This is a genomic window from Streptomyces sp. NPDC037242 (assembly GCF_055604165.1).
In genome coordinates this window covers 322,929-348,157 of sequence record NZ_JBVJUY010000002.1, presented here as the reverse complement: position 1 = coordinate 348,157, position 25,229 = coordinate 322,929, and the positions used below count along the sequence as shown (strand labels likewise).

28 protein-coding genes and 1 pseudogene are annotated in these 25,229 nt (G+C 72.1%); 16 read left to right on the top strand and 13 right to left on the bottom strand.

The features are described 5' to 3' along the window. Positions 1-7 precede the first annotated feature (7 nt). Positions 8-760 (top strand): amino acid ABC transporter ATP-binding protein, encoded by a 753-nt coding sequence (locus tag ACZ7GJ_RS04460; RefSeq protein ID WP_326593562.1) that lies wholly within the window; start codon positions 8-10, stop codon positions 758-760. 267 nt (positions 761-1,027) lie between these two features. Beyond that, the gene (locus tag ACZ7GJ_RS04455) at positions 1,028-1,657 is read left to right on the top strand and encodes a CGNR zinc finger domain-containing protein (RefSeq protein ID WP_470749301.1); all 630 of its coding nucleotides are present in this window, start codon (positions 1,028-1,030) and stop codon (positions 1,655-1,657) included. Here ACZ7GJ_RS04455 and sodX read toward each other — a convergent pair. Continuing rightward, positions 1,561-1,980, bottom strand: coding sequence for a nickel-type superoxide dismutase maturation protease (gene sodX, locus ACZ7GJ_RS04450; protein WP_470749299.1), 420 nt, complete (start codon positions 1,978-1,980; stop codon positions 1,561-1,563). The genes ACZ7GJ_RS04455 and sodX overlap by 97 nt on opposite strands. A gap of 169 nt (positions 1,981-2,149) precedes the next feature. Here sodX and sodN point away from each other — a divergent pair, with 169 nt between their 5' ends. Further along, entirely contained in the window at positions 2,150-2,545 is a 396-nt protein-coding gene (sodN, locus tag ACZ7GJ_RS04445) for a superoxide dismutase, Ni (protein WP_030709803.1), read from the top strand. A gap of 164 nt (positions 2,546-2,709) precedes the next feature. On the opposite strand, the gene ACZ7GJ_RS04440 is transcribed toward sodN, so the two are convergent. Further along, positions 2,710-3,084 carry a winged helix-turn-helix transcriptional regulator gene (locus ACZ7GJ_RS04440; protein WP_470749297.1) on the bottom strand — a complete coding sequence of 125 codons (375 nt, stop codon included), beginning with the start codon at positions 3,082-3,084 and terminating at the stop codon, positions 2,710-2,712. 94 nt (positions 3,085-3,178) lie between these two features. Here ACZ7GJ_RS04440 and ACZ7GJ_RS04435 point away from each other — a divergent pair, with 94 nt between their 5' ends. After that, positions 3,179-3,823 (top strand): NAD(P)-binding domain-containing protein, encoded by a 645-nt coding sequence (locus ACZ7GJ_RS04435; protein WP_470749644.1) that lies wholly within the window; start codon positions 3,179-3,181, stop codon positions 3,821-3,823. Between the two features lie 24 nt (positions 3,824-3,847). Here the strand turns inward: ACZ7GJ_RS04435 and ACZ7GJ_RS04430 are convergent. Beyond that, a pseudogene (locus tag ACZ7GJ_RS04430) lies at positions 3,848-4,756 on the bottom strand (LysR family transcriptional regulator); the annotation flags it as partial. Between the two features lie 210 nt (positions 4,757-4,966). Between ACZ7GJ_RS04430 and snpA the strand changes: the two are divergent. Next, positions 4,967-5,623, top strand: a complete 657-nt coding sequence (gene snpA / locus ACZ7GJ_RS04425; protein WP_470749295.1) for a snapalysin — start codon at positions 4,967-4,969, stop codon at positions 5,621-5,623. An 18-nt stretch (positions 5,624-5,641) separates the two neighbouring features. Here snpA and ACZ7GJ_RS04420 read toward each other — a convergent pair whose 3' ends face one another. From ACZ7GJ_RS04420 to ACZ7GJ_RS04400, 5 genes are all read right to left on the bottom strand, one after another. Further along, positions 5,642-5,845: a hypothetical protein gene (locus tag ACZ7GJ_RS04420; RefSeq protein ID WP_470749293.1), complete on the bottom strand. Its 204-nt coding sequence runs from the start codon at positions 5,843-5,845 to the stop codon at positions 5,642-5,644. 45 nt (positions 5,846-5,890) lie between these two features. After that, positions 5,891-6,475: a dihydrofolate reductase family protein gene (locus ACZ7GJ_RS04415; protein ID WP_470749291.1), complete on the bottom strand. Its 585-nt coding sequence runs from the start codon at positions 6,473-6,475 to the stop codon at positions 5,891-5,893. Between the two features lie 99 nt (positions 6,476-6,574). Next, positions 6,575-7,177, bottom strand: a complete 603-nt coding sequence (locus ACZ7GJ_RS04410) for a GNAT family N-acetyltransferase (RefSeq protein WP_470749289.1) — start codon at positions 7,175-7,177, stop codon at positions 6,575-6,577. A gap of 138 nt (positions 7,178-7,315) precedes the next feature. After that, positions 7,316-8,365, bottom strand: coding sequence for a family 2 encapsulin nanocompartment cargo protein polyprenyl transferase (locus ACZ7GJ_RS04405; protein ID WP_470749287.1), 1,050 nt, complete (start codon positions 8,363-8,365; stop codon positions 7,316-7,318). A gap of 37 nt (positions 8,366-8,402) precedes the next feature. Next, a complete protein-coding gene (locus ACZ7GJ_RS04400; protein WP_470749285.1) occupies positions 8,403-9,809 on the bottom strand; it encodes a family 2B encapsulin nanocompartment shell protein in 1,407 nt (468 codons plus the stop codon). Positions 9,810-10,036: 227 nt separating this feature from the next. On the opposite strand from ACZ7GJ_RS04400, the gene ACZ7GJ_RS04395 reads away from it, so the two are divergent. The 4 genes from ACZ7GJ_RS04395 to ACZ7GJ_RS04380 all read left to right on the top strand — a co-directional run bounded on the left by ACZ7GJ_RS04395 (position 10,037) and on the right by ACZ7GJ_RS04380 (position 13,495). Next, positions 10,037-10,501 carry an RrF2 family transcriptional regulator gene (locus ACZ7GJ_RS04395; protein ID WP_470749283.1) on the top strand — a complete coding sequence of 155 codons (465 nt, stop codon included), beginning with the start codon at positions 10,037-10,039 and terminating at the stop codon, positions 10,499-10,501. 161 nt (positions 10,502-10,662) lie between these two features. Then, positions 10,663-11,859 (top strand): globin domain-containing protein, encoded by a 1,197-nt coding sequence (locus tag ACZ7GJ_RS04390; protein WP_470749281.1) that lies wholly within the window; start codon positions 10,663-10,665, stop codon positions 11,857-11,859. 132 nt (positions 11,860-11,991) lie between these two features. Beyond that, positions 11,992-12,582: a peptidoglycan recognition protein family protein gene (locus ACZ7GJ_RS04385; RefSeq protein ID WP_470749279.1), complete on the top strand. Its 591-nt coding sequence runs from the start codon at positions 11,992-11,994 to the stop codon at positions 12,580-12,582. Positions 12,583-12,604: 22 nt separating this feature from the next. Beyond that, positions 12,605-13,495 (top strand): 1-aminocyclopropane-1-carboxylate deaminase/D-cysteine desulfhydrase, encoded by an 891-nt coding sequence (locus tag ACZ7GJ_RS04380; RefSeq protein ID WP_470749277.1) that lies wholly within the window; start codon positions 12,605-12,607, stop codon positions 13,493-13,495. A gap of 102 nt (positions 13,496-13,597) precedes the next feature. On the opposite strand, the gene ACZ7GJ_RS04375 is transcribed toward ACZ7GJ_RS04380, so the two are convergent. Beyond that, entirely contained in the window at positions 13,598-15,178 is a 1,581-nt protein-coding gene (locus ACZ7GJ_RS04375) for a Na+/H+ antiporter (protein WP_470749275.1), read from the bottom strand. A gap of 63 nt (positions 15,179-15,241) precedes the next feature. Here ACZ7GJ_RS04375 and ACZ7GJ_RS04370 point away from each other — a divergent pair, with 63 nt between their 5' ends. From ACZ7GJ_RS04370 to ACZ7GJ_RS04360, 3 genes are all read left to right on the top strand, one after another. Next, the gene (locus ACZ7GJ_RS04370) at positions 15,242-15,502 is read left to right on the top strand and encodes a UBP-type zinc finger domain-containing protein (RefSeq protein WP_365918548.1); all 261 of its coding nucleotides are present in this window, start codon (positions 15,242-15,244) and stop codon (positions 15,500-15,502) included. A 215-nt stretch (positions 15,503-15,717) separates the two neighbouring features. Next, positions 15,718-16,131 (top strand): ATP-binding protein, encoded by a 414-nt coding sequence (locus ACZ7GJ_RS04365; protein ID WP_470749272.1) that lies wholly within the window; start codon positions 15,718-15,720, stop codon positions 16,129-16,131. Then, positions 16,128-17,201 (top strand): RNA polymerase sigma factor SigF, encoded by a 1,074-nt coding sequence (locus ACZ7GJ_RS04360; RefSeq protein WP_470749269.1) that lies wholly within the window; start codon positions 16,128-16,130, stop codon positions 17,199-17,201. Before ACZ7GJ_RS04365 ends, ACZ7GJ_RS04360 begins: the two co-directional genes overlap by 4 nt. Positions 17,202-17,214: 13 nt before the next feature. Here the strand turns inward: ACZ7GJ_RS04360 and ACZ7GJ_RS04355 are convergent, their stop codons facing one another. After that, entirely contained in the window at positions 17,215-17,667 is a 453-nt protein-coding gene (locus ACZ7GJ_RS04355; RefSeq protein WP_470749267.1) for a hypothetical protein, read from the bottom strand. Positions 17,668-17,752: 85 nt separating this feature from the next. On the opposite strand from ACZ7GJ_RS04355, the gene ACZ7GJ_RS04350 reads away from it, so the two are divergent. Together ACZ7GJ_RS04350 and ACZ7GJ_RS04345 are read left to right on the top strand one after the other, a co-directional pair. After that, on the top strand, positions 17,753-18,718 hold the full coding sequence (locus ACZ7GJ_RS04350) for a diacylglycerol/lipid kinase family protein (protein WP_470749265.1): 966 nt from the start codon (positions 17,753-17,755) through the stop codon (positions 18,716-18,718). Positions 18,719-19,037: 319 nt separating this feature from the next. Beyond that, positions 19,038-19,295 (top strand): WhiB family transcriptional regulator, encoded by a 258-nt coding sequence (locus ACZ7GJ_RS04345; protein ID WP_003953983.1) that lies wholly within the window; start codon positions 19,038-19,040, stop codon positions 19,293-19,295. Positions 19,296-19,444: 149 nt separating this feature from the next. Here ACZ7GJ_RS04345 and ACZ7GJ_RS04340 read toward each other — a convergent pair whose 3' ends face one another. Both ACZ7GJ_RS04340 and ACZ7GJ_RS04335 read right to left on the bottom strand, forming a co-directional pair. Then, on the bottom strand, positions 19,445-20,914 hold the full coding sequence (locus ACZ7GJ_RS04340) for a sensor histidine kinase (RefSeq protein WP_470749642.1): 1,470 nt from the start codon (positions 20,912-20,914) through the stop codon (positions 19,445-19,447). 292 nt (positions 20,915-21,206) lie between these two features. Next, on the bottom strand, positions 21,207-21,887 hold the full coding sequence (locus ACZ7GJ_RS04335; protein ID WP_470749262.1) for a TetR/AcrR family transcriptional regulator: 681 nt from the start codon (positions 21,885-21,887) through the stop codon (positions 21,207-21,209). Between the two features lie 86 nt (positions 21,888-21,973). Between ACZ7GJ_RS04335 and ACZ7GJ_RS04330 the strand changes: the two genes are divergently transcribed. Both ACZ7GJ_RS04330 and nagB read left to right on the top strand, forming a co-directional pair. After that, the gene (locus tag ACZ7GJ_RS04330) at positions 21,974-22,735 is read left to right on the top strand and encodes an SDR family oxidoreductase (RefSeq protein ID WP_470749260.1); all 762 of its coding nucleotides are present in this window, start codon (positions 21,974-21,976) and stop codon (positions 22,733-22,735) included. Between the two features lie 111 nt (positions 22,736-22,846). Continuing rightward, positions 22,847-23,632 carry a glucosamine-6-phosphate deaminase gene (nagB, locus tag ACZ7GJ_RS04325; RefSeq protein WP_365918560.1) on the top strand — a complete coding sequence of 262 codons (786 nt, stop codon included), beginning with the start codon at positions 22,847-22,849 and terminating at the stop codon, positions 23,630-23,632. A gap of 108 nt (positions 23,633-23,740) precedes the next feature. Here nagB and ACZ7GJ_RS04320 read toward each other — a convergent pair whose 3' ends face one another. After that, positions 23,741-25,222, bottom strand: coding sequence for a glycoside hydrolase family 3 protein (locus tag ACZ7GJ_RS04320; protein WP_470749258.1), 1,482 nt, complete (start codon positions 25,220-25,222; stop codon positions 23,741-23,743). Between the last annotated feature and the right edge of the window lie 7 nt (positions 25,223-25,229).

The following is a 25,229-nucleotide window of genomic DNA, read 5'->3' as shown; positions in this document are numbered from 1 at the left end:
CCAGCCGATGGTCAAGGCAGAAGGCGTCCACAAGTCGTACGGCGCCGCCCACATCCTCCGGGGCATCGACCTGGAGGTCGCCCCCCGAGAGGTCTTCTGCCTGGTCGGCCCGTCCGGCTCCGGCAAGTCGACCTTCCTGCGGTGCATCAACCACCTGGAGCGCATCAACGCCGGCCGGCTCTCGGTCGACGGCCAGCTGGTGGGCTACAAGCAGAAGGGCGACAAGCTCTACGAGCTGAAGGACAGCGAGGTCGCGGCCCAGCGCCGGGACATCGGCATGGTCTTCCAGCGCTTCAACCTCTTCCCGCACATGACGGCCATAGAGAACGTCATGGAAGCCCCCGTCATGGTCAAGGGCGAGTCCAAGGCGGTGGCGCGCGAGCGCGCCGTACGCCTCCTGGACCGCGTCGGCCTCGGCGACAAGGGCGGGAACTACCCCACCCAGCTCTCCGGCGGCCAGCAGCAGCGCGTGGCGATCGCCCGCGCGCTCGCCATGGAGCCGAAGCTGATGCTCTTCGACGAGCCCACCTCGGCGCTCGACCCGGAGCTGGTGGGTGACGTCCTGGACGTCATGCGGGACCTCGCCGAGTCGGGCATGACCATGATCGTGGTCACGCACGAGATGGGCTTCGCCCGCGAGGTCGGCGACAACCTCGTCTTCATGGACGGCGGCGTCGTCGTCGAGTCCGGCAACCCGCGCGACGTGCTGGGCAACCCGCAGCACGACCGCACGAAGGCGTTCCTGTCCAAGGTGCTGTAACCGGGTGACACGGCTGAGGGGCGGTACGGGACTCCCGTACCGCCCCTCACGTCTGCCCCGGCGGCCCCCGGTCAACGGCGCGGGGACGAGATCGGCTCTCGTACCGGTGGATTGCGGGAACCGTCGCAGGAGCCGGTCCGCAATACTTCCCGTACCGCCTGCCGGTGCCGGCGCGCAGGCGCAGGCGCCGCGCCCCTCGATGCGTAATACCCTCGAATACATCTCAGCCGTTACCGCGACAGCAATCCGCAGCCGTAAGGACTAAAGGTGGAACTGGCCCATTACTCGGACTACGCCGTACGCCTGGTCAACACCGAGGAGCCGGCCCGCAACAAGGACTCGCTCACCTCGGTGGACGCCGTCCGCTCCCTGTTCGGCGCCAGCGTGCAGATGGCCCGCCGCGTCACCGACACGGACGTCACCCGCTTCCGCAACGTCCGGGGCCGGCTGCGCTCCATCTTCGAGGCCGCCGACGGCGGCGACCACGTCCTGGCCGTCGACCTGCTGAACTCCCTGCTCATGGAGTTCCCGGTCAGCCCACAGGTCTCCGGCCACGAGACCCTCGGCGAGCGCGGCGGCCCCAACTGGCACATCCACCTCGCCGACCACCCCTCCAACGCCTCCGCCGGCTACGCCGCGATCGCCTCCATGGGGCTGGCCTTCCACCTCACCGAGCACGGCCCCGACCGGCTCGGCCTCTGCCAGGCGCCGCCCTGCCGCAACGCCTACCTCGACACCTCCACCAACCGCTCCCGGCGCTACTGCTCCGACCGCTGCGCCACCCGCGCCAACGTCGCCGCCTACCGCGCCCGCAAGCGGCTGGAGGCCGAGGCGTCCGCCCACAGCGGCCGCAGCGCCGACGCCGCCCAGGAGACCCGGGCCCTGAGCGAGCGCTGATCCGCCGCGCGCGGCCGGAAGCGCAGCACCGCCGTCGCCAACACCAGTTCCTCGGGGACCGCCCCGTAGACGGTGCTGTCGCCGGTCTCGTTGTACGGGTTGTCGCCCAGCACCCACCAGCCGCCCGGCCGGCGCTCCGCCGCCCGTTTGACCACGAGCAGGTCCTGCTGGAACGGATGGCGCAGCACGACCACGTCACCCGCCCGCACGGGGGCGCCGTAGCGGACCAGCAGCCGGTCCCCGTGGAGCAGCGTGGGCACCATGGAGGGACCCGTCACCTCCAGCACCTCGAACCGTGGGCGCGAGCGCCTGTTCTCCACCATCCGACCTCCTCCTCTCCCCCCGCATGCTGCCGCACGCGCCCGTACATTCGCTCACCGCTCCCGACACGACCCTGGACTTTTGCCCTAAGCCCATGGGGCGGCCGCGAAATCGTCTTTCTCACGGAGTAATCTCCCCCTTGAGAAGACGATCACGAGGAGGACAAACTCCATGCTTTCCCGCCTCTTCGCCCCCAAGGCGAAGGTCTCCGCCCACTGCGATCTTCCGTGCGGCGTGTACGACCCTGCCCAGGCCCGCATCGAGGCCGAGTCCGTCAAGGCCGTGCAGGAGAAGTACCAGGCCAACGACGACGCCGACTTCCGCGCGCGCGCCATCACCATCAAGGAGCAGCGCGCCGAGCTCGCGAAGCACCACGTCTCGGTGCTCTGGAGCGACTACTTCAAGCCGCCGCACTTTGAGAAGTACCCGCAGCTGCACACCCTGGTCAACGACACCCTGAAGGCCCTCTCGGCCGCCAAGGCGTCCAACGACCCGGCGACCGGCGCGAAGGCCCTGGAGCTCATCGCCGAGATCGACCGCATCTTCTGGGAGACCAAGGCCGCCTGATCCGGGCGCCCGAGGAAACTCCCCGCGCTGCTGTTCAGAGCGCACACGACAACGGCCCGACCGCCCCGAGCGGCCGGGCCGTTGTCGTACGCCCAGGCCCGCGTTTCCCGGTGCCGCGTCATGCGTGCGACCGTGCGCCACCGCATCGGCGCGAACGGGCGGGGCTACCGGTCCGTCGCGGAGCGGTCCTGGGCGGCCAGGACCTCGTCCGCCCAGCGGGCGGCCCAGGCGCCCATCGCGCGGATCGGGGCGAGCAGCGCGGTGCCGGCCGGGGTCAGGGCGTAATCCACCCGCGGCGGGGCCTGCGCGTAGGCGCGGCGCTCGACCAGGCCGTTGGACTCCAGCCGCCTGAGCGCCTGGTTCAGCACCTTGGGGCTGATCCCCCCGATCCGCGTCAGCAGGTCCCGCGGCCGGGTCGGGCCGCCCTCGCCGAGGGCGAAGACGATCACGCTGTCCCATCGGTTCGCGAGCACCTCGAAGGCGACCCGCGCCCGGCAGTCCGCCGCGAAGTCGCCGCCTCCCAGATCGCTTGGCTCCATGGGGTCATCCTGCCCCGGCCGATGCACACCGTGCGGTGCCTATCGGCGCGCCTAGCTTCGGCGGGACCGACACCCCAAGGACTGGAGGCGCAGCATGCGCATCGGAATTCTCGGCACCGGCCAGATGGCCACCTCACTCGGCGGCGCCTGGGTGCGCGCCGGACACGACGTGTACGTCGGCGGCCGGGACACCGCCGCGGCCGCCCGGACCGCCGGGCGGATCGGGGCCCGCGGCCACGGGACGCCGGCCGGGGCCGCCGCGCACGGCGAGGCCGTACTGGTCGCCGTGCCCGCCGACGCGGCGGCCGACGTGGTCCGGCCGCTCGACCTGGCCGGGCGGGTCCTGCTCGACTGCACCGTCCCCATGGCGATGGGGCCCGGCGGCCCGGTACTGGCCGGCAGCAGCGCGCTGCGGCTGGCCGCGGCCGCTCCCGGCGCCCACCTGGTCAAGGTGTTCGGCCTCGTCCACGAGAGCATCTGGACCATGGAGGAGCCCGTCTTCGACGGCGCCCCGCTCGCCGTGCCCTTCTGCGCCGACTCCGCCGAGGCCGTACGGGTCACCACCGCGCTCGTCACCGGCATGGGCTGCACCCCGCTGCCCTGCGGCGGCCTCGACCGGGCGGCGCTCCTGGAGGCCGCCGCCGTCTTCGCCATCGGCGTGTGGTGGCAGGGCGCCGAGGCCCGGTACGCCTTCCCGGCCCCCGCCCTCGCCCCGGGGGCCACCGACGACGAGCCCTAGGCGCGCCGCCGCGGGTTCCCGCGCGTGCCGGTGCAGCCAGGCCCGGTACGGCGGGGTCCCGAGGGCGGCTTCGCGGTAGGCCGCGCGGAGGTCCTCGTACACCTCCGCGTGCGCGCCGGGCCGGGTCGCCAGCAGCAGCCGTACCGCGAGCGGGTCGCCGGAGAGCGGCCGGATCGCCATGTCGTCGCGCGGGCCGGAGGTGGGCTGGCAGGGGGCGACCGCCTCGCCGGAGACGATCAGCGAGGTCGCTGTGTGGTAGTCGGCGTGCAGTACGGGCGGGTCGAGCCCGGCTCCGGCGAACACCCGGCGCAGGCCGGCCCACTCCCCGTCCACCGACGGGTCGACGGCCCAGCGGTCGGCGGCGAGGTCCCGCAGCTCCACCACGGGCCGGGCCGCGGCCGGATGGTCCCGGGACATCGACACGAACTGCGGTTCGCGCTCCATGAGTACGTGCAGTTGCAGCCCGGCCGGGACCCGCAGCGGGCTGCCTTCCACCTCGTGCACGAAGGCGACGTCGAGCTGCCCCGAAGCCACCATCCGCAGCAGGGCGTTGGCCGAGACGTCCACGACCAGCGAGGTCTCCGTGTCGGGCAGCCGGCGGTGCAGCCGCCGCAGCCAGCCCGGCAGGGCCCGGCTGGCCGTCGAGCCGATCCGCAGCCGGGGCCCGCGGGCCAGCGCCCGGGCCTCCGCGACGAGGGCGGCCATCTCGGCCAACAGCGGCCGGGCCCGGCCGAGGACGGTGCGGCCGAAGGGGGTGGGCCGGCAGCCGGTGCGCTCGCGCAGGAACAGTTCGCCGTCCAGGGCCCGTTCGATGCGGCGCAGCTGGGTGGTCAGCGAGGGCTGGCTCACGCCGAGCTGCCGGGCAGCCTTGTGCAGACTCCCGGCGTCGGCGATGGCGCACAGGGCGCGCAGGTGCCTGACCTCAAGCTCCATGTCCCGAGGGTAGGCCGGGCCCGGCGGACCGCACCAGCCACTGGTATCCCCCCGAATCCCGCCATTCTCACGGTAGTTGCCCTGCCGAAAACTCCCCGATAGCTCCGCGTTATCGAGGGCTGACATCATCCGCCGGACGCTCGTGGTCCCGCAGACTCCGGTACCGAACCACCACCCCCCACCGCACCGGACGAGTAGGAGCTCCCCCACATGCGCCACTCCCGAAAGGCCTTACTGGCCACCACTGTCGGTCTCGGCCTCGCCGCCGCCCTCGCGGGCACCGTCCCCGCCGCGGCCGCGCCCGCCCCCGTCGGCGACGCCGCGAGCTACGCCGCGTACGAGGGCTCGCAGGAGAACCAGGCCGCCAACCGGGCCTTCTTCGAGGCCGTCCAGCGCTCGGTAGCCGAGCAGCGCGCCGCGAACCCGGGCGCCCTCGCCGTGACCGTCACCTACAACACCCGCAACGCGCCCAGCTTCCGCACCGTGATAGCCCGTTCCACGCAGATCTGGAACAGCTCGGTGTCCAACGTCAAGCTGCAGGAGGTGTCCTCGGGCGGGAACTTCTCGTACCGGGAGGGCAACGACTCGCGCGGTTCGTACGCGAGCACGGACGGTCACGGCCGGGGCTACATCTTCCTCGACTACCGGCAGAACCAGCAGTACAACTCGACCCGCGTGACCTCGCACGAGACCGGCCACGTGCTGGGGCTGCCGGACCACTACTCCGGGCCGTGCAGCGAGCTCATGTCGGGCGGCGGGCCGGGCACCTCGTGCACGAACGCCACCCCGAACTCGGCCGAGCGCTCACGCGTGAACCAGCTCTGGGCGAACGGCCTCGTCGCCTCGGGCCTGGGCTCGAAGGGCTAGGTAGGGACTCCTGGAGGGCTAGCCCTCCGGAGGTACGTACGCCGTGCAGTCCGGGTTCCGGCAGGGACCCGGGCTCCACTCCGGCACGAAGATCCCCAGCGACTTGCGGCGCCTGACCAGCGTGTCGACGGGGCGCCCGCAGGCCGGGCACGTCTGCTGCTCGTGCCCGGCCCGCGGGGCGACCGTCGCGTGTTCCGTCGCGTGCTGCTCTTTACCGGTCATGCCTCCACGGTAGGCCGGTTCCGCGCATCCGGCGGGGTGTGCGGGTCAGCGCAGGACGTCGTACGAGGTGACGACCTGGCCGCCGCCGAGGGTCTTGGTCCCGGTCAGCTCCAGCCGGCGGACCCCGAAGCCGGCCCGCGACATCGGCATGCCGGTGCCGGCGAAGACCGGGTAGGTCTTGACGATGAACTCGTCGATCTCGTCGACCAGCTGGCCCGCGAGGTCGGCCCCGCCGCACAGCCAGATGCCGAGCCCGTCCTGGGCCTTGAGCTCGCGGACCTTGGCCACGAGGTCCCCGCTGATCAGCTCCACCTCCGGGTCGGGCGCGACGGTGAGGGAGCGCGAGACGACGTACTGCTGGCGCATGTGGCCGTAGGGGCTGGTGGAGCCCGCCTTGACGCCCGGCTCATAGGTGGCGCGCCCCATGAGGACCGCGTCGAAGCGCTTGGGCGGCGCGTCCTCGATCCCGAGCTGCTGGCGGCCCTGGGAGGAGACGGTCTCCGGGTACTCGGCCTTGAGGTGGTCGATGAACTCGGGGTCGAGGAACGTGTAGAAGAAGTCGCCGTCGCCGTCCGGGGCCCCGATGAAGCCGTCGATGGTCGTGGCGACGAAGTACGTGAGCTTGCGCAAGCTGATCTCTTCCGTTAGGCAGCGCCCCGCACCGGAGCACGCCAGTCAAAGTACTTCAGGCGAAGTGGTTCCGCAAGGGTTCACCAGTAAGCACCCCGGTCAGCCCCGCGGCTTGCGCCACATCGGCCACATCAGCGGCCCGTCCGGCAGCTGCACCGGCGTCCCCGTGTGCTCGAACCCCAGCCGCTCGTACAGCCGGCCGCTGCGCTCGCTGCTCGCCTCCAGGTACGCCGGCACGCCCTCGCGGTCGCAGCGCTCCAGCACCGGCCGGATCAGCTCCCCGCCCAGGCCCTCGCCCTGCCGGCCCGGCTCGACCGCGATCATCAGCAGGTACTCGTGCTCCTCGGCCGTCGGGTGCACGGCGCCGGTCAGCCTGCCGACCAGCTCGCACCGCTCGTTGCCGGGGTCGGCCACCGCGCGCATCTTCGCCGGGACGTCGTCCTCGACGTCCTCCCCCTCCGGATCGCCCGCGGGGATGCGCAGCCACAGCGCGGCCGCCGAGCCGTCCACGGCGTAGTCGATCCGGCCCTCGGCGAGCGCGACGTCCACGAACACGCCGAGGAACTTCCCGTGCACCGCAGCCCGGTGCTCCGGGTCCGGGAAGACCCAGCTGCTCACCGGGTCGGTGCGGAAGGCCTGGTCGAGCAGGCCTGCCACCGCGTCCCGGTCCGACTGATCCGCCTGACGTATCTCCAGCGCCATGGGTCACACCCTTCACTTCACTCACACGTCAACAACCGTGAGTGATCCTAGAGTTGACCCGGGAACGCAGAAAGACCCGTTCCGGCACCCCGCGGTGCCGGAACAGGCCTCCCTGTCCATGTGAGCGCGGCTACGCCCTCACTTCGTACGGCGCGTGACGAACTCCGCCAGGGCCAGCAGCCCGCCCGCCGCCCCGAGGTCCGGCACGGCCCGCGAGAGCTGCTGCACCGCCCGGCCCATCCGGTCCGCGGCGTGGGCCTGCGCCCAGTCGCGCCCGCCGGCCCGGTCCACCGCCTCGGCGGCCCGGCGCACGTCGTCCCCGGTCATGGGGCCCGCGTACAGGGCGGCCAGCTCCTTCCCCGCCGCGGTGCCCGAGGTGAGGGCGGCCACGACCGGGAGGGACTTCTTGCGGACGAGCAGATCGGCCCCGGCGGGCTTGCCGGTGTGCCCCGGATCCCCCCAGATGCCGATCAGGTCGTCGATGAGCTGGAAGGCCAGCCCGGCCTCCCGCCCGAAGGCGTCCATGGCGTCGACCTCGTCCGGCCCGGCCCCGGCGTACAGCGCGCCGAGCGCGCACGCGCAGCCGAGCAGGGCTCCGGTCTTGGCCGTGGCCATGGTCAGGCACTCGTCGAGGGAGACGTCCTCGCGCTGCTCGAAGGCGCAGTCCGCCTGCTGGCCCCCGCACAGCTCGATGACGCAGGCCGTGAGCCGGGCCGAGGCCTCCGCCGAGGCCGGGTGCGGGTCCTCGGCGAGCAGGTTCAGCGCGAGCGACATCATGGCGTCGCCGGTGATGATCGCGTCCGGTATCCCGAAGACGGTCCAGGCGGTCTCCCGCCCGCGCCGCCGGACGTCCCGGTCGATGACGTCGTCGTGCAGCAGCGTGAAGTTGTGCGCCAGCTCCACCGCCACGGCCGCCCGTACGACGTCCTGGACCCCGCACCCGGGCCCCTGGAAGGCCTGGGCCGAGGCGAGCACCAGGGCAGGCCGGATGGCCTTGCCCGTATGGCCCGCGGCCGGCGTGCCGTCCGCGTGCTCCCAGCCGAAGTGGTACATCGCCACGCGCCGCATCGAGCCGGGCAGGCCCTCGACGGCCCGGCGCAGTTCCGGGTTGACCGTTTCTCTGGTTCTCTCCAGCAGGGCAGCGGCTTCCTGGCCCTCGCCGGTGGTGGTCGTCTCTGTGGTCGTCATGGCGCGGCCGCTCCCCGGGGCTCCGCGGCCGGCCGGCTCAGCGCCACCGGCCGATCTCGACGTTCTCCAGTACGCCCAGGGCGTCCGGCACCAGCACGGCGGTGGAGAAGTAGGCGGTGACCAGGTACGAGATGATCGCCTGCTCGCTGATGCCCATGAAGCGGACCGACAGGCTCGGCTCGATCTCGTCGGGGATGCCGGGCTGGTGCAGGCCGATCACGCCCTGCTCGTCCTCGCCGGTGCGCATGCACAGGATCGAGGTGGTGCGGGCGTCGCTGATCGGGATCTTGTTGCTCGGGAAGATCGGCACGCCGCGCCAGGCCGGGACCCGGGTGCCGCCGATGTCGACGGTCTCCGGGTAGAGGCCGCGCTTGTTGCACTCGCGCCCGAAGGCGGCGATGGCCTTGGGGTGGGCCAGGAAGAGCTTGGAGCCGCGCCGCATGCTGAGCAGCTGGTCCATGTCGTCGGGGCTGGGCGCGCCGTCGTGGGGCTGGATGCGCTGGTCGTAGTCGGCGTTGTGGAGCAGCCCGAAGTCGTGGTTGTTGAGCATCTCGTGCTCCTGGCGCTCGCGCAGCGCCTCGACCGTGAGCCGCAACTGCTGCTCGGTCTGGTTCATCGGCTGGTTGTAAAGGTCCGCGACGCGCGTGTGGACCCGCAGGACCGTTTGTGCAATGGAGAGTTCGTACTCGCGCGGCCGGGCCTCGTAGTCCACGAAGGTGCCGGGCAGGACGGCCTCGCCCGCGTGGCCGGCGGAGAGGTCGATCGCGGCCTCGCCGTAGTTGTTGGTGCGCTGGGCGGGCATGGCGCGGACCTGGTCCAGGTGGGCCCGCAGCGACTCGACCCGGTCGGCGAGGAGTTGGAAGTCCTGCCGGGAGAGCACGAGGGCGGTGCCGGAGGTGGCGGCGCGGGCGGTGTACTCCCAGATCGCCTCCTCGTCCACGAGGGAGTCCTCGCCGAAGTACGCACCGTCGGCGACGGTCTGGAGGACGGCGTCGTCCCCGTAGGGGCCGGGGCCGATCTGGTCGATGCGGCCGTGGGCGAGCAGGAACACCCGGTCGGCGGCGCTGCCGAAGGAGGTGAGCTCCTGGCCGGCCTCGAAGTCGACCTGCCGGCAGCGCTGGGCGAGTTCGACGAGGGCGTCCTCGTCCTCGTAGTCGCGCAGGAGCGGGAGCTCGCCGAGTTCGGCGGGGATGACCTGGATCTGGGTTCCGGTCTTGATGAACTCGACGATGCCGTTGCCCACCGAGTAGCTCAGCCGGCGGTTGACGCGGTACGTGCCGCCCTGGACCGAGACCCACGGGAGCATCTTGAGGAGCCACCGGGAGGTGATCTCCTGCATCTGCGGCGCGGACTTGGTCGTGGTTGCCAAGTTCCGCGCGGCCGAAGTCCCGAGACTGCGCTGCGGTGCCTGGGTCTCGGATTCGGAACCTGCCTGGACCGACATGTATTTCCCTCTCGATCACTCCATGGGTCTGCGGGACGGAAGCCTTCCAGTACGCAACGTGGTGGGACCATTACACAAAAGGGTGGGACTACTTCGACCGTGCGTGGGCACTCTTTGAAGCTCGCCCCCGCCCCGGCGGCCACTCGACCCCCGCGAGTTCCAGCCACCTGACGGAAGCCGGGGCTCTTAAATTTGCATCGCGGATGCCAGTTTTCTACGGTGGACCCATGCGCCTGACCCGATTCACCGACCTGGCACTGCGCGTCCTGATGCGCCTGGCCGTCACGGAGACGGACCTCCCGACCACGCGCGACGTGGCGGCGACCATGCAGGTCCCGTACACCCACACCGCCAAAGTGGTCGCCAGGCTGCAACACCTCGGCCTGGTCGAGGCGCGCCGCGGGCGCGGCGGCGGCCTCGCCCTGACCTCCGCCGGGCGCGCCGCCTCGGTGGGCGGGGTGGTGCGGGACCTGGAGGGGGCGGGCGACGTCGTGGACTGCGACGGCACCACCCCGTGCCCGCTGCGCGGCGCCTGCGTCCTGCGCGGCGCGCTGCGCCGGGCACAGGAGGCCTTTTTCGCCGCGCTGGACCCGCTGACGGTCAACGACCTGGTCGCGGCGCCGACCGGCCCGCTCCTGCTGGGCATTTCGGGCGGCGGGCCGGGCGCGCGGAGCGGGGCCGAAAGGCCCTGAACCGGGGGGCCGGATGGCCGATAGGCACCGGCCGGCGCCCCGTCTAGGCTGAACCCGAACCGGCCGTTCGAACAGAAGTCCGCACCGCGGCGGAGCCCTGTCGGGCCGTTTTTTCACCAACAAAACATGCATCTCAGATGCCAATTACGCGAGGAGCCCCGATGCTTTCCGAGAAGTCGACCGAGACCGTACGCGCAACCCTGCCCGCCGTCGGCGCGGCGATCGGCGACATCACGGAGCTCTTCTACACGAAGCTGTTCACGGCCCACCCGGAGCTGATCCGCGACCTCTTCAACCGCGGCAACCAGAACGCCGGCCTCCAGAAGCAGGCCCTCGCCGGCTCCATAGCCGCCTTCGCGACCCACCTCGTGGCCCACCCGGACACCCGCCCGGACGTGATGCTGAACCGCATCGCCCACAAGCACGCCTCCCTCGGCGTCACCCGCGCGCAGTACCCGGTCGTCCACAAGCACCTCTTCGAGGCGATCGCCGAGATCCTCGGCGAGGCCGTCACCCCCGAGGTCGCCGAGGCCTGGGACGAGGTCTACTGGCTGATGGCGAACGCCCTCGCCACCATCGAGGAGCGCCTGTACGCCGAGCAGCAGGTGCTCGCCGGCGACGTCTGGCGGACGTGGACGGTCGCCGCCCGCGTCGAGGAGACCGCGGACTGCACCACCTTCCACCTCGTCCCGGCCGACGGCGCGCCCGCGCCCGGCTTCAAGCCGGGCCAGTACGTCTCCGTACAGGTCGAGCTCTCGGACGGCGCCCGCCAGATCCGCCAGTACAGCCTCTCGTCGGCGCCCGGCTCACCGGTCCGCGCGATCACCGTCAAGCGGGTCCACGGCCCGGCCGCAGCGGGCCCCGACGGCGAGGTCTCCAACCACCTGCACGCCGAGATCCGCACCGGCGACACCCTGCGCGTCTCCGCCCCGTACGGCGACCTCGTGCTCCAGGACTCCGGCGCGCCGGTGCTGCTCGCCTCGGCGGGCATCGGCTGCACCCCGATGCTCTCGATGCTGGAGCACCTGGCCGACACCGGGCACACGGCGCCGGTGACCGTCCTGCACGCCGACCGGTCCCCCGCCGACCACGCCCTGGGCAACGACCACCGGGCGCTGGCCTCCAAGCTCGCCGACGCCTCGGCGCGGTTCTGGTACGAGCGGTCGGCCGGGCCCGGCGACGGCGAGGGCCGGATCGACCTGGCCGGTGTCACCGTCGCCCCGGGCACCAAGGCGTACCTCTGCGGACCGCTCCCCTTCATGCGGTCCGTGCGCGAGCAGCTGATCGCCAAGGGCCTGCCGGCCTCGGACATCAACTACGAGGTGTTCGGCCCCGACCTGTGGCTGGCCTCGGCGTAACGGCCCCCTGTCCGGATCGGCTCGCTCGCCGTACGAACGCCCTAGCCTCGGAAGGGCCGCCTCCACTAAACCGGTGCGTGACCAGACGAACACGAAGGGTGTTCGTCGCGCACCGCAACGAAGGAGGCGGCCATGGCCGCACCCATGTCCGCGGACCGGTTCATCGACGCACTGCGGGACGAGGGCCTGACCGTTGTCCAGGTGGGCGCCTGGCGCACCCACAACCGCAACCACAAGGGCCCGTGGGGCCCGGTCAACGGTGTGATGATCCACCACACCGTCAGCAACGGCACCGCCTTCACCGTCGGGCTCTGCCGCGAGGGCGACGAGGACCTCCCCGGTCCGCTCTGCCACGGCGTGATCACCAAGGACGGCCGCGTCCACCTGGTCGGCTACGGCCGCGCCAACCACGCGGGGTCCGGCGACTCCGACGTCCTCGCGGCCGTGGTCGCCGAGAAGCGGCTGCCGCCGGACCTGCACGCGAACACCGACGGCAACCGCCACTTCTACGGCTTCGAGTGCGAGAACCTCGGCGACGGCGAGGACCCGTGGCCGGCGGTCCAGCTCGACGCGATGGTCCGGGCGGCGGCCGCGGTCTGCCGGGTCCACGGCTGGACCTCGCGCTCGGTGATCGGCCACCTGGAGTGGAAGCCGGGCAAGATCGACCCCAAGGGCTTCACGATGGAGTCCTTCCGCGCCCGGGTCCACGACCGCCTGAAGTAGCCCCGCGGCGGACAATGGCCGGATGAACGACGTACTGCTCCCCCGCCCGGCGTCCCCGCTGATCGAGGTGGCGGACCCCCGCTTCGCCGCACACGGCGTACGGCTGCTGCTCAAGCGGGACGACCTCGTGCATCCGGAGCTGCCGGGCAACAAGTGGCGCAAGCTCGCGCCGAACCTGCGGGCCGCCGTCGCCGCCGGGCGCCCGGCGCTGGTGACCTTCGGCGGGGCGTACTCGAACCACCTGCGCGCCACGGCCGCGGCGGGCCGGCTGCTCGGCCTGCCGACGGTCGGGGTGGTACGGGGCGAGGAGCTGGCGGGGCGCCCGCTGAACGAGTCCCTCGCCCGGTGCGCGGCGGACGGCATGCGGCTGCACTTCACCTCCCGGCGGGACTACCGCCGCAAGGCCGACCCGGAGGTCCTGGCCCGGCTGCTGGCCGAGGCCGGCGCGGTCGACGCGTACGTGATCCCCGAGGGCGGCAGCAACGCCCTCGCGCTCCACGGCTGCCGGGAACTGGGGCGCGAGCTGCGGGGCATGGGCGACGTGGTGGCCGTCGCCTGCGGTACGGGCGGCACGCTGGCGGGTCTGGCGGCCGGACTCGCCCCCGGCCAGCGGGCCCTGGGCGTACCGGTGCTCGCGGGCGGCTTCCTGGGGGCGGAGATACGTTCCCTCCAGGCGGCGGCCTTCGGCGGCCCGGCGGGCGACTGGACCCTGGCCGAGGGCTTCGCCCACGGCGGATACGCGCGCGTCCCGGCCGAGCTGGACGACTTCGCCGCCGACTTCGAGGCCCGCCACGGCCTGCCGGTCGAGCGGATCTACGTGGCGAAGCTCCTCTGGGCGGTGACCGCTCTCGCGGAGTCCGGCACATTCGCCCGCGGCTCCACCGTCACGGCGGTCGTCACGGGCCGGCCGTAGCCGGCGCTGCGGGGTCCGGGGCGGGGGCCGGGGCGGCCCCCCGGACCCCACGCCTCGACCCCCGGCGGGCCGGGCCGTTCACCCGGAGCAGCGCCGCAGGCGTCAGGCGGACTCCTCGCGGTAGGCCGCCGCCTCCTCCAGGTCCAGGCGCCGCAGCAGGGCGCGCATCATCTCGTCGTCGATCCGGCGCCGGTCGCGCAGGGAGACGAACACCTCCCGCTCCGCCTCGATCATCTCCCGCGACAGCCGCCGGTAGACGTCGTCCGCCGACTCCCCCGTCTCGGCGTTGACCTCGCCCAGCCGCTCCCACACCGCGTTGCGCCGCCGCTCCAGCACCGTCCTCAGCCGGTCCGCCAGCGGCCCGGGCAGGCTGTTCGCCGGCGCCGTGAGCAGCTCGTCCAGCCGCTCCTCCGCGGCCCGCGAGGCCTCGCTCTGGGCCTGCGCCTCCGCCAGGGTCTCGGCGTGCAGGTCCCGCGGCGGCAGCCGCAGCAGGCGGATCAGCGGCGGCAGGGTCAGCCCCTGCACCACCAGCGTGCCGATCACGGTCGTGAAGGTCAGGAACAGGATCAGGTTGCGGTGCGGCACGCCCATCGGCACCGAGAAGGCGATCGCCAGCGACACCACGCCGCGCATCCCGGCCCATCCCACGATCACCGGCGCCTTCCAGTTCGTCTCCGGCTCCCGCGCCCGGATCCGCTCCGACAGCACCCGCGGCAGGAAGGTCGCGGGGAACACCCACACGAACCGGGCCGCCACCACCATCAGGAACACCGCCAGGGCGTACCAGGCCGCGTGCAGCCCCTCGTACTCCCCCAGCCCCTTCAGCACCACCGGCAGCTGGAGCCCGATCAGCGCGAAGACCACCGACTCCAGCAGGAAGGCGACCATCTTCCACACCGCCTCCTCCTGGAGCCGGGTCGCGAAGTCGACCTGCCAGTTGCGGTGCCCGAGGTACAGCGCGACCACCACCACCGCCAGCACGCCCGAGGCGTGCACCCGCTCGGCGGCCGCGTACGCCACGAACGGGATCAGCAGCGACAGGGTGTTCTGCAGCAGCGGTTCCCGCAGGCGCTTGCGCAGGTGGTGGATCGGCACCATCAGCACCAGGCCCATGCCGATGCCGCCCACCGACGCCAGCAGGAACTCCGTGATCCCGCCCGCCCAGCCGGAGCTCGCCCCGACCGCCGCGGCCAGCGCCACCTTGTAGGCCGTGATCGCGGTGGCGTCGTTGACCAGCGACTCGCCCTGCAGGATGGTCGTGATCCGGTGCGGCAGCCCCAGCTGCCGGGCGATGGCCGTCGCCGCCACCGCGTCCGGCGGCGCGATCACCGCGCCCAGCACCAGCGCCACCGGCAGCGACAGCCCCGGCACCACCAGGTAGGCGACGTACCCGACGGCGAGCGTCGCGAACAGCACGTAGCCCACCGACAGCAGCGCGATGGGCCGCGCGTTCGCCCGCAGGTCCAGGTACGAGCTGTCGACCGCGGCCGTGTGCAGCAGCGGCGGGAGCAGCAGCGGCAGCACGATGTGCGGGTCGAGGGCGTACGAGGGGACGCCCGGGACGTACGACGCCCCGAGACCGGCGGCTACCAGGAGCAGCGGTGCGGGCACCGGCGTCCGGCGGGCCAACCCCGCGACGACCGCGCATCCCGCGACCAGTGCCACCAGGGGCAATACCTCCATCGAAGATCATCCTCGCTCGGTCGATCCGGCTTCGCGCGCCCGCACCTCAGTACGCTGGCCATCATGAGCGAGTGCACCCACGTTCCCGAACTGCCGCGCCCCGAACCCATCCCTCTTGCCCAGACGTGCCCTGAATGTCTGGAGCTGGGCAGCCATCCCGTGCAGTTGCGGATGTGCCTCTGGTGTGGCCACGTTGCCTGCTGCGATTCCTCCCCGTACCGTCACGCCACGGCGCACCACCAGTCGACGGGCCATCCGGTCATGCGGAGCTACGAACCGGGCGAGACCTGGCGATGGTGTTTTGTCGACGGTTCGATCGTCTGAGGCGGGGTAGGTCAACCCTCCGCCGGTTCCCCTGATTTGGGCCCGCAGACCCCTAGCCACTGTGCGTACCCGAGGGCTTACCATCAGTCACCGGGCAGAGGCACGGTCGGCCCGGGGTGCTCCGGAGCGGGTGCCACGAGGGGTGCCGCGACACGATCGCCCGGATCGCGATAGCGTCACCGGCGAACAGAGCTCGTACCACCTTGGAGGTGAGGGTGTCCCAGATCGCAGGCGAGCCCGGGACCCAGGACTTCGTAGAAGTCCGGCTGCCCGCTGAGGGTGCCTACCTGTCGGTGCTGCGGACGGCCACGGCCGGCCTCGCGGCACGTTTGGACTTCACCCTCGACGAGATCGAGGACCTCCGCATCGCGGTGGACGAGGCCTGCGCGATCCTGCTCCAGCAGGCCGTGCCCGGCTCCGTCCTCAGCTGCGTCTTCCGGCTGGTCGACGACTCGCTGGAGGTGACCGTCTCGGCGCCGACGACTGACGGGCGTGCGCCGGAGCGCGACACGTTCGCCTGGACGGTGCTGTCGGCCCTGGCCGGCAAGGTCGAGGCCACGGTCGAGGAGAACAAGACGGTGAGCATCAGCCTCTACAAACAACGCGGCGCGGGACCAGGCCCGGCGTGAGCGGCGGGGAGATCCCGGTGCGGGGCGGGGATCGGCCCCGGGTACGGCACGAGGTCGACGGCGGCATCCCGGAACAGCAGCACGCCCGACCGCACCCGGCTGACGCGGATGCGGAAGACGGCTTTTTGGACTCGGCGGAGCGACGGGCGGGCCCTGTGAGCGAGAACCAGCACGAAGAACCACAGCCACCACAGCCGGCACGGCCACCGGTGGCCGCTGCCACGGCCCCGGAGGCACTGGCCGTCCCGGGCCTCCCGGAGACACCGGCCGGACCGGCCGTGCCCGCCTTCCAGGCGACCCCGGCACTGCCGGATCCGCGCGACCGCAGCGGCGCGCGGGCCCTGTTCATCGAGCTGCGGGCGCTGCCCGACGGTTCGGTGGAGAAGGCCGAGCTGCGCAACCGGCTCGTACGGATGCACCTGCCGCTGGTCGAGCACCTGGCACGGCGGTTCCGCAACCGCGGCGAGCCGCTGGACGACCTGACCCAGGTCGCCACGATCGGTCTGATCAAGTCGGTGGACCGCTTCGACCCGGACCGCGGGGTCGAGTTCTCCACCTACGCCACGCCCACGGTGGTCGGCGAGATCAAGCGCCACTTCCGCGACAAGGGCTGGGCGGTACGCGTCCCGCGGCGCCTCCAGGAGCTGCGGCTCTCCCTGACCACGGCGACGGCCGAGCTGTCCCAGCAGCACGGCCGCTCCCCCACGGTGCACGAGCTGGCGGAGCGGCTGGGGATCTCCGAGGAGGAGGTGCTGGAGGGGCTGGAATCGGCCAATGCCTACAGCACGCTCTCGCTGGACGTCCCGGACACCGACGACGAGTCGCCGGCGGTCGCGGACACCCTGGGCGCGGAGGACGAGGCCCTGGAGGGCGTCGAGTACCGCGAGTCCCTCAAGCCGCTGCTGGAGGGCCTGCCCCCGCGGGAGAAGCGGATCCTGCTCCTTCGCTTCTTCGGCAACATGACGCAGTCGCAGATCGCCCAGGAGGTCGGCATCTCCCAGATGCACGTCTCCCGGCTGCTGGCCCGCACCCTGGCCCAGCTCCGCGAGAAGCTCCTCGTCGAGGAGTGATGGGTCGTACGGGTCAGCGGGCCTGCTCCGCGGGCCCGATCCCAAGGGCCTCGGTCGCCGTCGGGTTCACCAGCAGTCCTACGACGGCCACCGCGGCCACCGCCAGGGCCACGGCGGCGGCGACCATCACGGCGCCGCCCCCGGTCCACAGCGTCCACGCCACCGGCAGCGACATCAGCTGCGTGATGAGCGCCGGGCCGCGGCTCCAGCGGCGGCCCAGCCGCAGCCCGCGCGCCGCGATCAGCGGCAGTGCGGCGAGGACGAGCAGGGTGACCCCGCCCGTCTCGGCCTGCTGCGGGGAGTCGGGGTCGCCGGCGATGCCGACGAACAGCATGTAGATGCCGAGGCCGGCCAGCGCCAGCCCCTCCAGCGCGGTGAGCGCGGCCGCCGCGGTCAGCCGGCGGGGCAGCGGGGCGGTCGGCCGGGCATCGGCGGCGGCAGGGCTGGGGGTGGGCTTCGTACTCACCCCAGCAGGGTAGCCGCGCCCCGCGCACCCCCGGAGGGGACGGGCAGTATGGGCGCCGTATGGAGGGGTGGGTAGGCTGGCGTTCATGCGTGCACTTCTCGTGGCCAACCCAGCAGCGACGACCACCAGTGCGCGTACGCGCGATGTCCTCACCCACGCCTTGGCCAGCGAGATGAAGCTGGAGGCGGTGACGACCGAGTACCGCGGGCACGCCAGGGATCTGGGGCGCAGGGCGGCCGAGACCGGCATCGACCTCGTGGTGGCGCTCGGCGGCGACGGCACCGTCAACGAAGTGGTCAACGGACTGCTGCACAACGGACCCGATCCCGAGCGGCTGCCGGGCCTCGCGGTGGTCCCCGGCGGCTCCACCAATGTCTTCGCCCGTGCGCTCGGCCTGCCCAACGACGCGGTCGAGGCGACCGGCGCCCTGCTGGACGCGCTGCGCGAGCAGCGCGAGCGGACGGTGGGCCTGGGCCTCGCCGCCGGCAGCCCGGGCACGGAGGACGAATCGGTCCCGGCCCGCTGGTTCACCTTCTGCGCGGGCTTCGGCTTCGACGCGGGCGTGGTGGGCCGGGTCGAGCAGCAGCGGGAGCGCGGCAAGCGTTCGACGCATGCCCTGTACGTACGACAGCTGGTGCGCCAGTTCCTGGAGGAGCCCAACCGCAGGCACGGCACAGTCACGCTGGAGCGGCCCGGCGCGGATCCGGTGACGGATCTGGTCCTCTCGATAGTCTGCAACACCTCGCCCTGGACATATCTGGGCAATCGTCCGCTTTACGCCTCCCCGGAGGCGTCGTTCGATACAGCGCTTGACGTATTGGCACTCAATCGTTTGTCAACTCCGGCGGTCGCTCGGTACGCGACACAGCTCCTGACCTCGACTCCTGAGCGCGGTCCGCACGGCAAGCACGCGGTGTCTCTCCACGATCTGACCGACTTCACCTTGCATTCGAAGGTCCCGCTTCCCTTCCAGATGGACGGTGACCACCTCGGTCTGCGCACCAGCGTTCGGTTCACAGGCGTACGCCGTGCACTGCGTGTGATTGTGTGAGTGGAAGGGCCCAAAGTCCTTTCACTCGAACGTTTACACGCCGGTCCACCCTCACGATGTAGGGCTGTGACCTAGTAGACACCGACGAATCAAAAAAAACTTTCCGGAAGGGGTTGTATCCCCGTCCGAGGTTTGCGAATCTCTACATGGCGATCGGGACAGCCCGCAGAACCCGGCACCCACACAGACCGCCAGAACCCCTCCACGAATCTCCGACTCACCCGGGAAACTGGGCGGTCACCCTTCCCTCGCGAAGGGATTCGTGAAAGCGTTCACATTCACAAGCAACCTGCCCGCAATACAAGGAGATGGAGCAGCCATGGACTGGCGTCACAACGCCGTTTGCCGCGAGGAAGACCCGGAACTCTTCTTCCCCATCGGCAACACCGGTCCTGCGCTGCTGCAGATCGAGGAAGCCAAGGCCGTCTGCCGCCGCTGCCCCGTCATGGAGCAGTGCCTGCAGTGGGCGCTCGAGTCCGGTCAGGACTCCGGCGTCTGGGGCGGTCTCAGCGAGGACGAGCGCCGCGCGATGAAGCGCCGCGCCGCTCGCAACCGGGCGCGCAACGCCAGCGCCTGATATCGACTTTCGAGCCTCGAGCCGCAGCGCGTAGTACCCCGTATCAGCGCTCAGCAACGTGCTCTTGAGCCCCGGACCGATCACCATTCGGTCCGGGGCTCAGTGCTGTCCGGGCCGCGCTCCGTCACGCTGGGTGACGGAGCGCCTGCTCACTTCTGCGGGCTGGCCGGTATGTCGAGGACGACCTTGGTGCCGCGCGGCTCGGCCGGGACCATGTCGAAAGTGCCGCCGAGCTCGCCCTCGACGAGGGTCCGTACGATCTGCAGCCCGAGGTTCCCGGCCCGCTGGGCGTCGAAGCCTTCGGGCAGACCACAGCCGTCGTCGAGCACCGTGATCAGCAGCCGGGCGTCGTCGCGGCCGATTCCGGAACGGGCGGCGCACACCTCGACGGTGCCGCCCTCCCCCTGGACGAATGCGTGCTCCAGCGCGTTCTGCAGGATCTCGGTCAGCACCATCGACAGCGGCGTGGCGACCTCGGCGTCCAGGATCCCGAAGCGGCCGGTGCGCCGGCAGGCCACGTTGCCCGGGGAGATCTCCGCGACCATCGCGATCACACGGTCGGCGATCTCGTCGAACTCGACCCGCTCGTCCAGGTTCTGAGACAGCGTCTCATGCACGATCGCGATCGAACCGACGCGGCGGACCGCCTCGTTGAGGGCCTCGCGGCCGTTCTCCGAATCCATCCGGCGGGCCTGGAGCCGCAGCAGCGCGGCCACGGTCTGCAGATTGTTCTTCACCCGGTGGTGGATCTCCCGGATGGTCGCGTCCTTGGTGATCAATTCACGTTCGCGACGGCGCAGTTCCGTGACGTCGCGGCACAGGACGAGGGAGCCGATCCGGGTGCCCTTGGGCTTGAGCGGGATGGCGCGCAGCTGGATGACCCCGCCGTTGCCCTCGACCTCGGTCTCGCGCGGGGCCCAGCCGCTGGCGAGTTTCACGAGCGCCTCGTCCACCGGCCCCCGGGAGGGCGCGAGTTCGGCCGTGGTGTCGCCCAGGTGCTGGCCGACCAGGTCGGAGGCGAGGCCGAGCCGGTGGTACGCGGAGAGCGCGTTCGGGGACGCGTAGGTCACCACGCCGTCCGCGTCGAGCCGTATCAGCCCGTCGCCGACGCGCGGGGAGGCGTCCATGTCGACCTGCTGCCCGGGGAACGGGAAGGAGCCCGCCGCGATCATCTGCGCCAGGTCGGAGGCGGACTGGAGGTAGGTCAGCTCCAGCCGGCTCGGTGTACGCACAGTGAGCAGGTTGGTGTTGCGTGCGATGACGCCCAGCACCCGGCCCTCGCGACGGACGGGGATCGACTCGACGCGGACGGGCACCTCCTCGCGCCACTCCGGGTCCCCCTCGCGCACGATGCGGCCCTCGTCGAGAGCGGCGTCGAGCAGCGGGCGGCGGCCGCGCGGAACCAGGTGGCCGACCATGTCGTCCTGGTACGAGGTGGGGCCGGTGTTCGGGCGCATCTGCGCGACCGATACGTACCGGCTGCCGTCGAGGGTGGGGACCCACAGCACGAGGTCGGCGAAGGACAGGTCGGAGAGCAGCTGCCACTCCGAGACCAGCAGGTGGAGCCACTCCAGGTCGGTTTCACTGAGAGCGGTGTGCTGGCGTACGAGGTCGTTCATGGAGGGCACGTTGCGAGCGTACCCCGGGTACGGCGGATGACTTTCCGCACCTGGACTACTCAGGAGTATCCAGGAGCCCCGTACTCCGCGTACTGTTGGAGGAAGTGACGGGTCCGATGGCCCTGTCATTGGATGGACAGAACAGATTGGTCTAGTCCACAATTGGCTCAAGCTTCCGCCCTCCCCGCACAGGAGGACGGATCGAGGTAAGCGGCGCGCTCTGCCCTGACCGCGCAGGCTCCTCTCACCGGCCGCTGGGAACCGCACACCCGCCGGCCGTAAGTACTCCGGGCTACGGTGCCGGGCGGGCTGAGGGTCCCGTCAGGCACCGTGGCCCAGAGGAATCCGGCGCCGCGGAATCCAGCGCCGCGCAATCCGCCTCGGCCGGCCAGGCCTGCATCGCGAGTGCGGCCACCGCCTCCAGCTCCTCCCGGCCCGCGCCGTCGCGCGACTGCTGGGACATCCCCTGAAGCACGGCCCCCGAATAGCGGGCCAGCGCCCGCGCGTCCGTGTCCGCGGGCAGCGTGCCGGCGGCCATGTCGGCGCGGATCCGGCTCTCGAACATCACCAGGTTGGCCTCGCGCCGCTCGCGCAGGGCCTCGGCGACCTCTTCCGAGGTGGTGTTGACGGCCGCGCAGAGCACCATGCAGCCGGGCGGGTGGGCCGGGTCGGTGTACACCTCGGCGGCCTCGCGCAGGATCCGCTCCATGGCCGCGCGGGCGGTCGGCTCCTCGGTGAGCGCCACGGCCGCGAAGTCCCCGTACCGGCCGCCGTAGACCACCACGACCTCGCCGAAGAGCTTGCGCTTGTCCCCGAAGGCCGCGTACAGGCTGGGGGCGCTGATGCCGAGCGTGGCGGTCAGGTCGGCGATCGACGTCGCCTCGTAGCCGCGCTCCCAGAAGGCGAACATCGCCTTGTCGAGGGCCTCGTCGCGGTCGAAGGAGCGGGGCCTGCCGCGCTGTCCGGTCACCATCCCCACATTCTATAGCGCGCATTACGGAATCTGAGATACGGTCCTTTCTGTAGCGACCACTATCGAATGTTGAAGGGGGGCGCGTCATGGGCGTGCTCAAGGGGAAGACGGCACTGGTCACGGGCGGCAGCCGGGGCATCGGCCGGGCGATCTCGCTGCGGCTGGCGCGGGACGGGGCGCTGGTCGCCGTGCACTACGGGTCCAACGAGGCGGCGGCCAAGGACGTCGTGGCGGCGATCGAGGCGGCCGGGGGCAGGGCCTTCGCCATCGGGGCGGAGCTCGGGGTGGCCGGGGACGCCGAGGCCCTGTGGGCGGCGTACGCGGCCCATCCGCTGGCCACCGAGGAGGTCGACGTCCTGGTGAACAACGCCGGCGGCGCGGTCTTCGCGGGGATCGAGGGGACGGACGAGGAGGCGTACGACCGGACGCACGCGCTCAACGCCAGGGCGCCGTTCTTCGTGATCAAGCACGGGCTGGCGCGGCTGCGCGACGGGGGCCGGATCGTGAACGTGACCGGCACCCCGGACATCGCCCTGCCGGCGATCCTCGCCACGGTCATGGCGAAGGGCGCGGTCAACGCCCTGACCCGGTCGCTGGCCGCGGAGCTCGCGCCGCGCGGGATCACGGTGAACTCGGTGGGCCCGGGCATCACCGAGACCGATCTGAACGCGGCCCTGCTCGCGGACCCGGCGGCCCGGGCCCACGTCGCCGCCCGCTCCGTCTTCCACCGGGTGGGCACCACCGAGGAGGTCGCCGACGTGGTGGCCTTCCTGGCCTCGCCGGACTCCCGCTGGGTCACGGGCCAGCACCTGGACGCGACGGGCGGGCTCCAGCTCGCGCTGCTGTAGCAGGGCCGCGCGGCGGGGATCACGATGGACTTGGTGAAGTCCCGGCGCGGGCGCCCGGGCTCTGCTAGATTGGTCTATACCACATAACCTCTCCAGATCGGCAGGCCCCGCGTGGAAGTTGTCATCGTCCCGGACGCCAAGGCAGGCGGCGAGCTCATCGCGGAGGCCATGGCCGCCTTGGTCCGCCGCAAGCCCGACGCCCTGCTCGGCGTGGCGACCGGCTCGACCCCGCTGCCCATCTACGAGGCCCTCGCCGCCAAGGTCAAGGCCGGTCAGGTCGACGCCTCCAAGGCCCGGATCTGCCAGCTCGACGAGTACGTCGGCCTGCCGGCCGGACACCCCGAGTCGTACCGCGCCGTCGTGCTGCGCGAGGTCGTGGAGCCGCTGGGCCTGTCCGAGGCCTCCTTCATGGGCCCCGACGGCTCCGCCGAGGACATCGTCGGCGCGTGCGACGCGTACGACCGCGCCCTCGCCGAGGCCGGAGGCGTCGACCTCCAGCTGCTGGGCATCGGTACGGACGGGCACATCGGCTTCAACGAGCCGTGCTCCTCGCTCGCCTCCCGCACCCGCATCAAGACGCTGACGGAGCAGACCCGCGTGGACAACGCGCGCTTCTTCGACAACGACATAGACCAGGTGCCGCACCACGTCATCACCCAGGGCATCGGCACCATCCTCGACGCCCGCCACCTGGTCCTGCTGGCCACGGGCGAGGGCAAGGCCGAGGCCGTCGCGCAGACCGTCGAGGGCCCGCTGTCGGCCCTGGTCCCGGCCTCCGCGCTCCAGCTGCACCGGCACGCCACGGTCGTGGTGGACGAGGCCGCCGCGTCCAAGCTCAAGCTGGCGGACTACTTCCGCCACACCCTGGCCAACAAGCCGGCCTGGCAGGGTCTCTAAGCGCTGCGACGACGAAGGGCCGGGCTCCCCCCGAGGAGCCCGGCCCTTCGTCATGTGCGGCAGCCGCCGCGCGGGGCCGGCGGCCCGCGCGCGGCTACCGGCGCGCGGCTACCGGCCCGCGATGACCTCCGCCGCCGCGCGGCCGCAGACGCGGGACGCGCCGTGCGTCGCGACGTAGAGCGCGCCGCGGGGCTCCGCCCGGGGCAGGCCCATCTCCACGACCACCGTGTCCGGGCGCGCGGCGACCAGCTCGTCCAGGGCCCGCGTCATCCACGGGTGCCGGTGCGCGTCGCGCACCACCGCGACCACGGTCCGGTCCCCCGCCGCGGCCAGGATCTCCGCCGCCGAGGCGCCTTCCGGGTACACGCCCGCCGCGGTGCCGGGAACCAGGACCGCGAGTTCGGCGGCCACGCCCCACGGGGTCTCGTCCCCCACCGCGATGTTCGCGACGGGTGCGAGCGTGGCGACGTACGGGTCGGCCACCGCCGGGGCGCTGCCCCGTACGACCACGGCGCGGCGGGCCGCCTCCAGGCCGATGTCGGACGCGCGGCTCCCCTCCGGCCGCGCGTCCGTCCGGGTCCGCAGGGTCCACTCGGCCAGCGCCCGCACCCGCGCGGCCGCCTCGGCGAGCCGCTCCTCCGGGAGCGAGCCCTCGCGTACCGCGGCGACCAGCGCGTCGCGCAGCCGCAGCACGGTCGCCTCGTCGGCGAGACCGCCGCCGACGCAGATCGCATCGGCGCCGGCCGCGATGGCCAGGACCGAGCCGCGCTCGATGCCGTACGTCCCGGCGATGGCGTTCATCTCCATGCCGTCGGTGACGATGAGGCCCTCGTATCCGAGCTCCTTGCGCAGCAGACCGGTCAGGATCTGCGGGCTGAGCGTGGCCGGGCGGGTCGGGTCGAGGGCGGGCACCAGGATGTGCGCGCTCATGACGGCCTTGGTGCCGGCCTCGATGGCCGCCTTGAACGGTACGAGTTCCCGCGCGACCAGGGTGTCGATGTCCGCGTCGATGCGCGGCAGCGCGTGGTGCGAGTCGACGTTCGTGTCGCCGTGGCCCGGGAAGTGCTTGGTGCACGCGGCGACGCCGGCGGCCTGGAGGCCTTCGACGTACGCGGCGGTGTGCCGGGCGGCGAGGTGGGTGTCGGCGCCGAAGGACCGTACGCCGATGACCGGGTTGTCCGGGTTGGAGTTGACGTCCGCGGAGGGGGCCCAGTTGAGGTTGACCCCGCACTCGGCGAGCCGGCGGCCCAGCTCGCGGGCGACGGCCCGGGTGAGGCCGGTGTCGTCGACGGCGCCGAGGGCCAGGTTGCCGGGGAAGGACGAGCCGCCCCGTACCTCCAGGCGCGTGACGTCGCCGCCCTCCTCGTCGATGGCGACGAGTACGTCCTCCCGCTCGGTACGCAGCTGCGCGGTCAGCGCGGCGAGCTGTTCGGGCGAGGTGATGTTGCGGCCGAACAGGCCGACGGCGGTGAGGCCCTCGCCGACCTGGCGCAGCAGCCAGGCGGGGGCGGTGGTGCCCTCGAAGCCGGGCTGGAGGACGGCGAGTGCGTCCCTCGTCAAGGTGTCTGTGCGGTGCGCAAGGACAGTCATGGGGGCC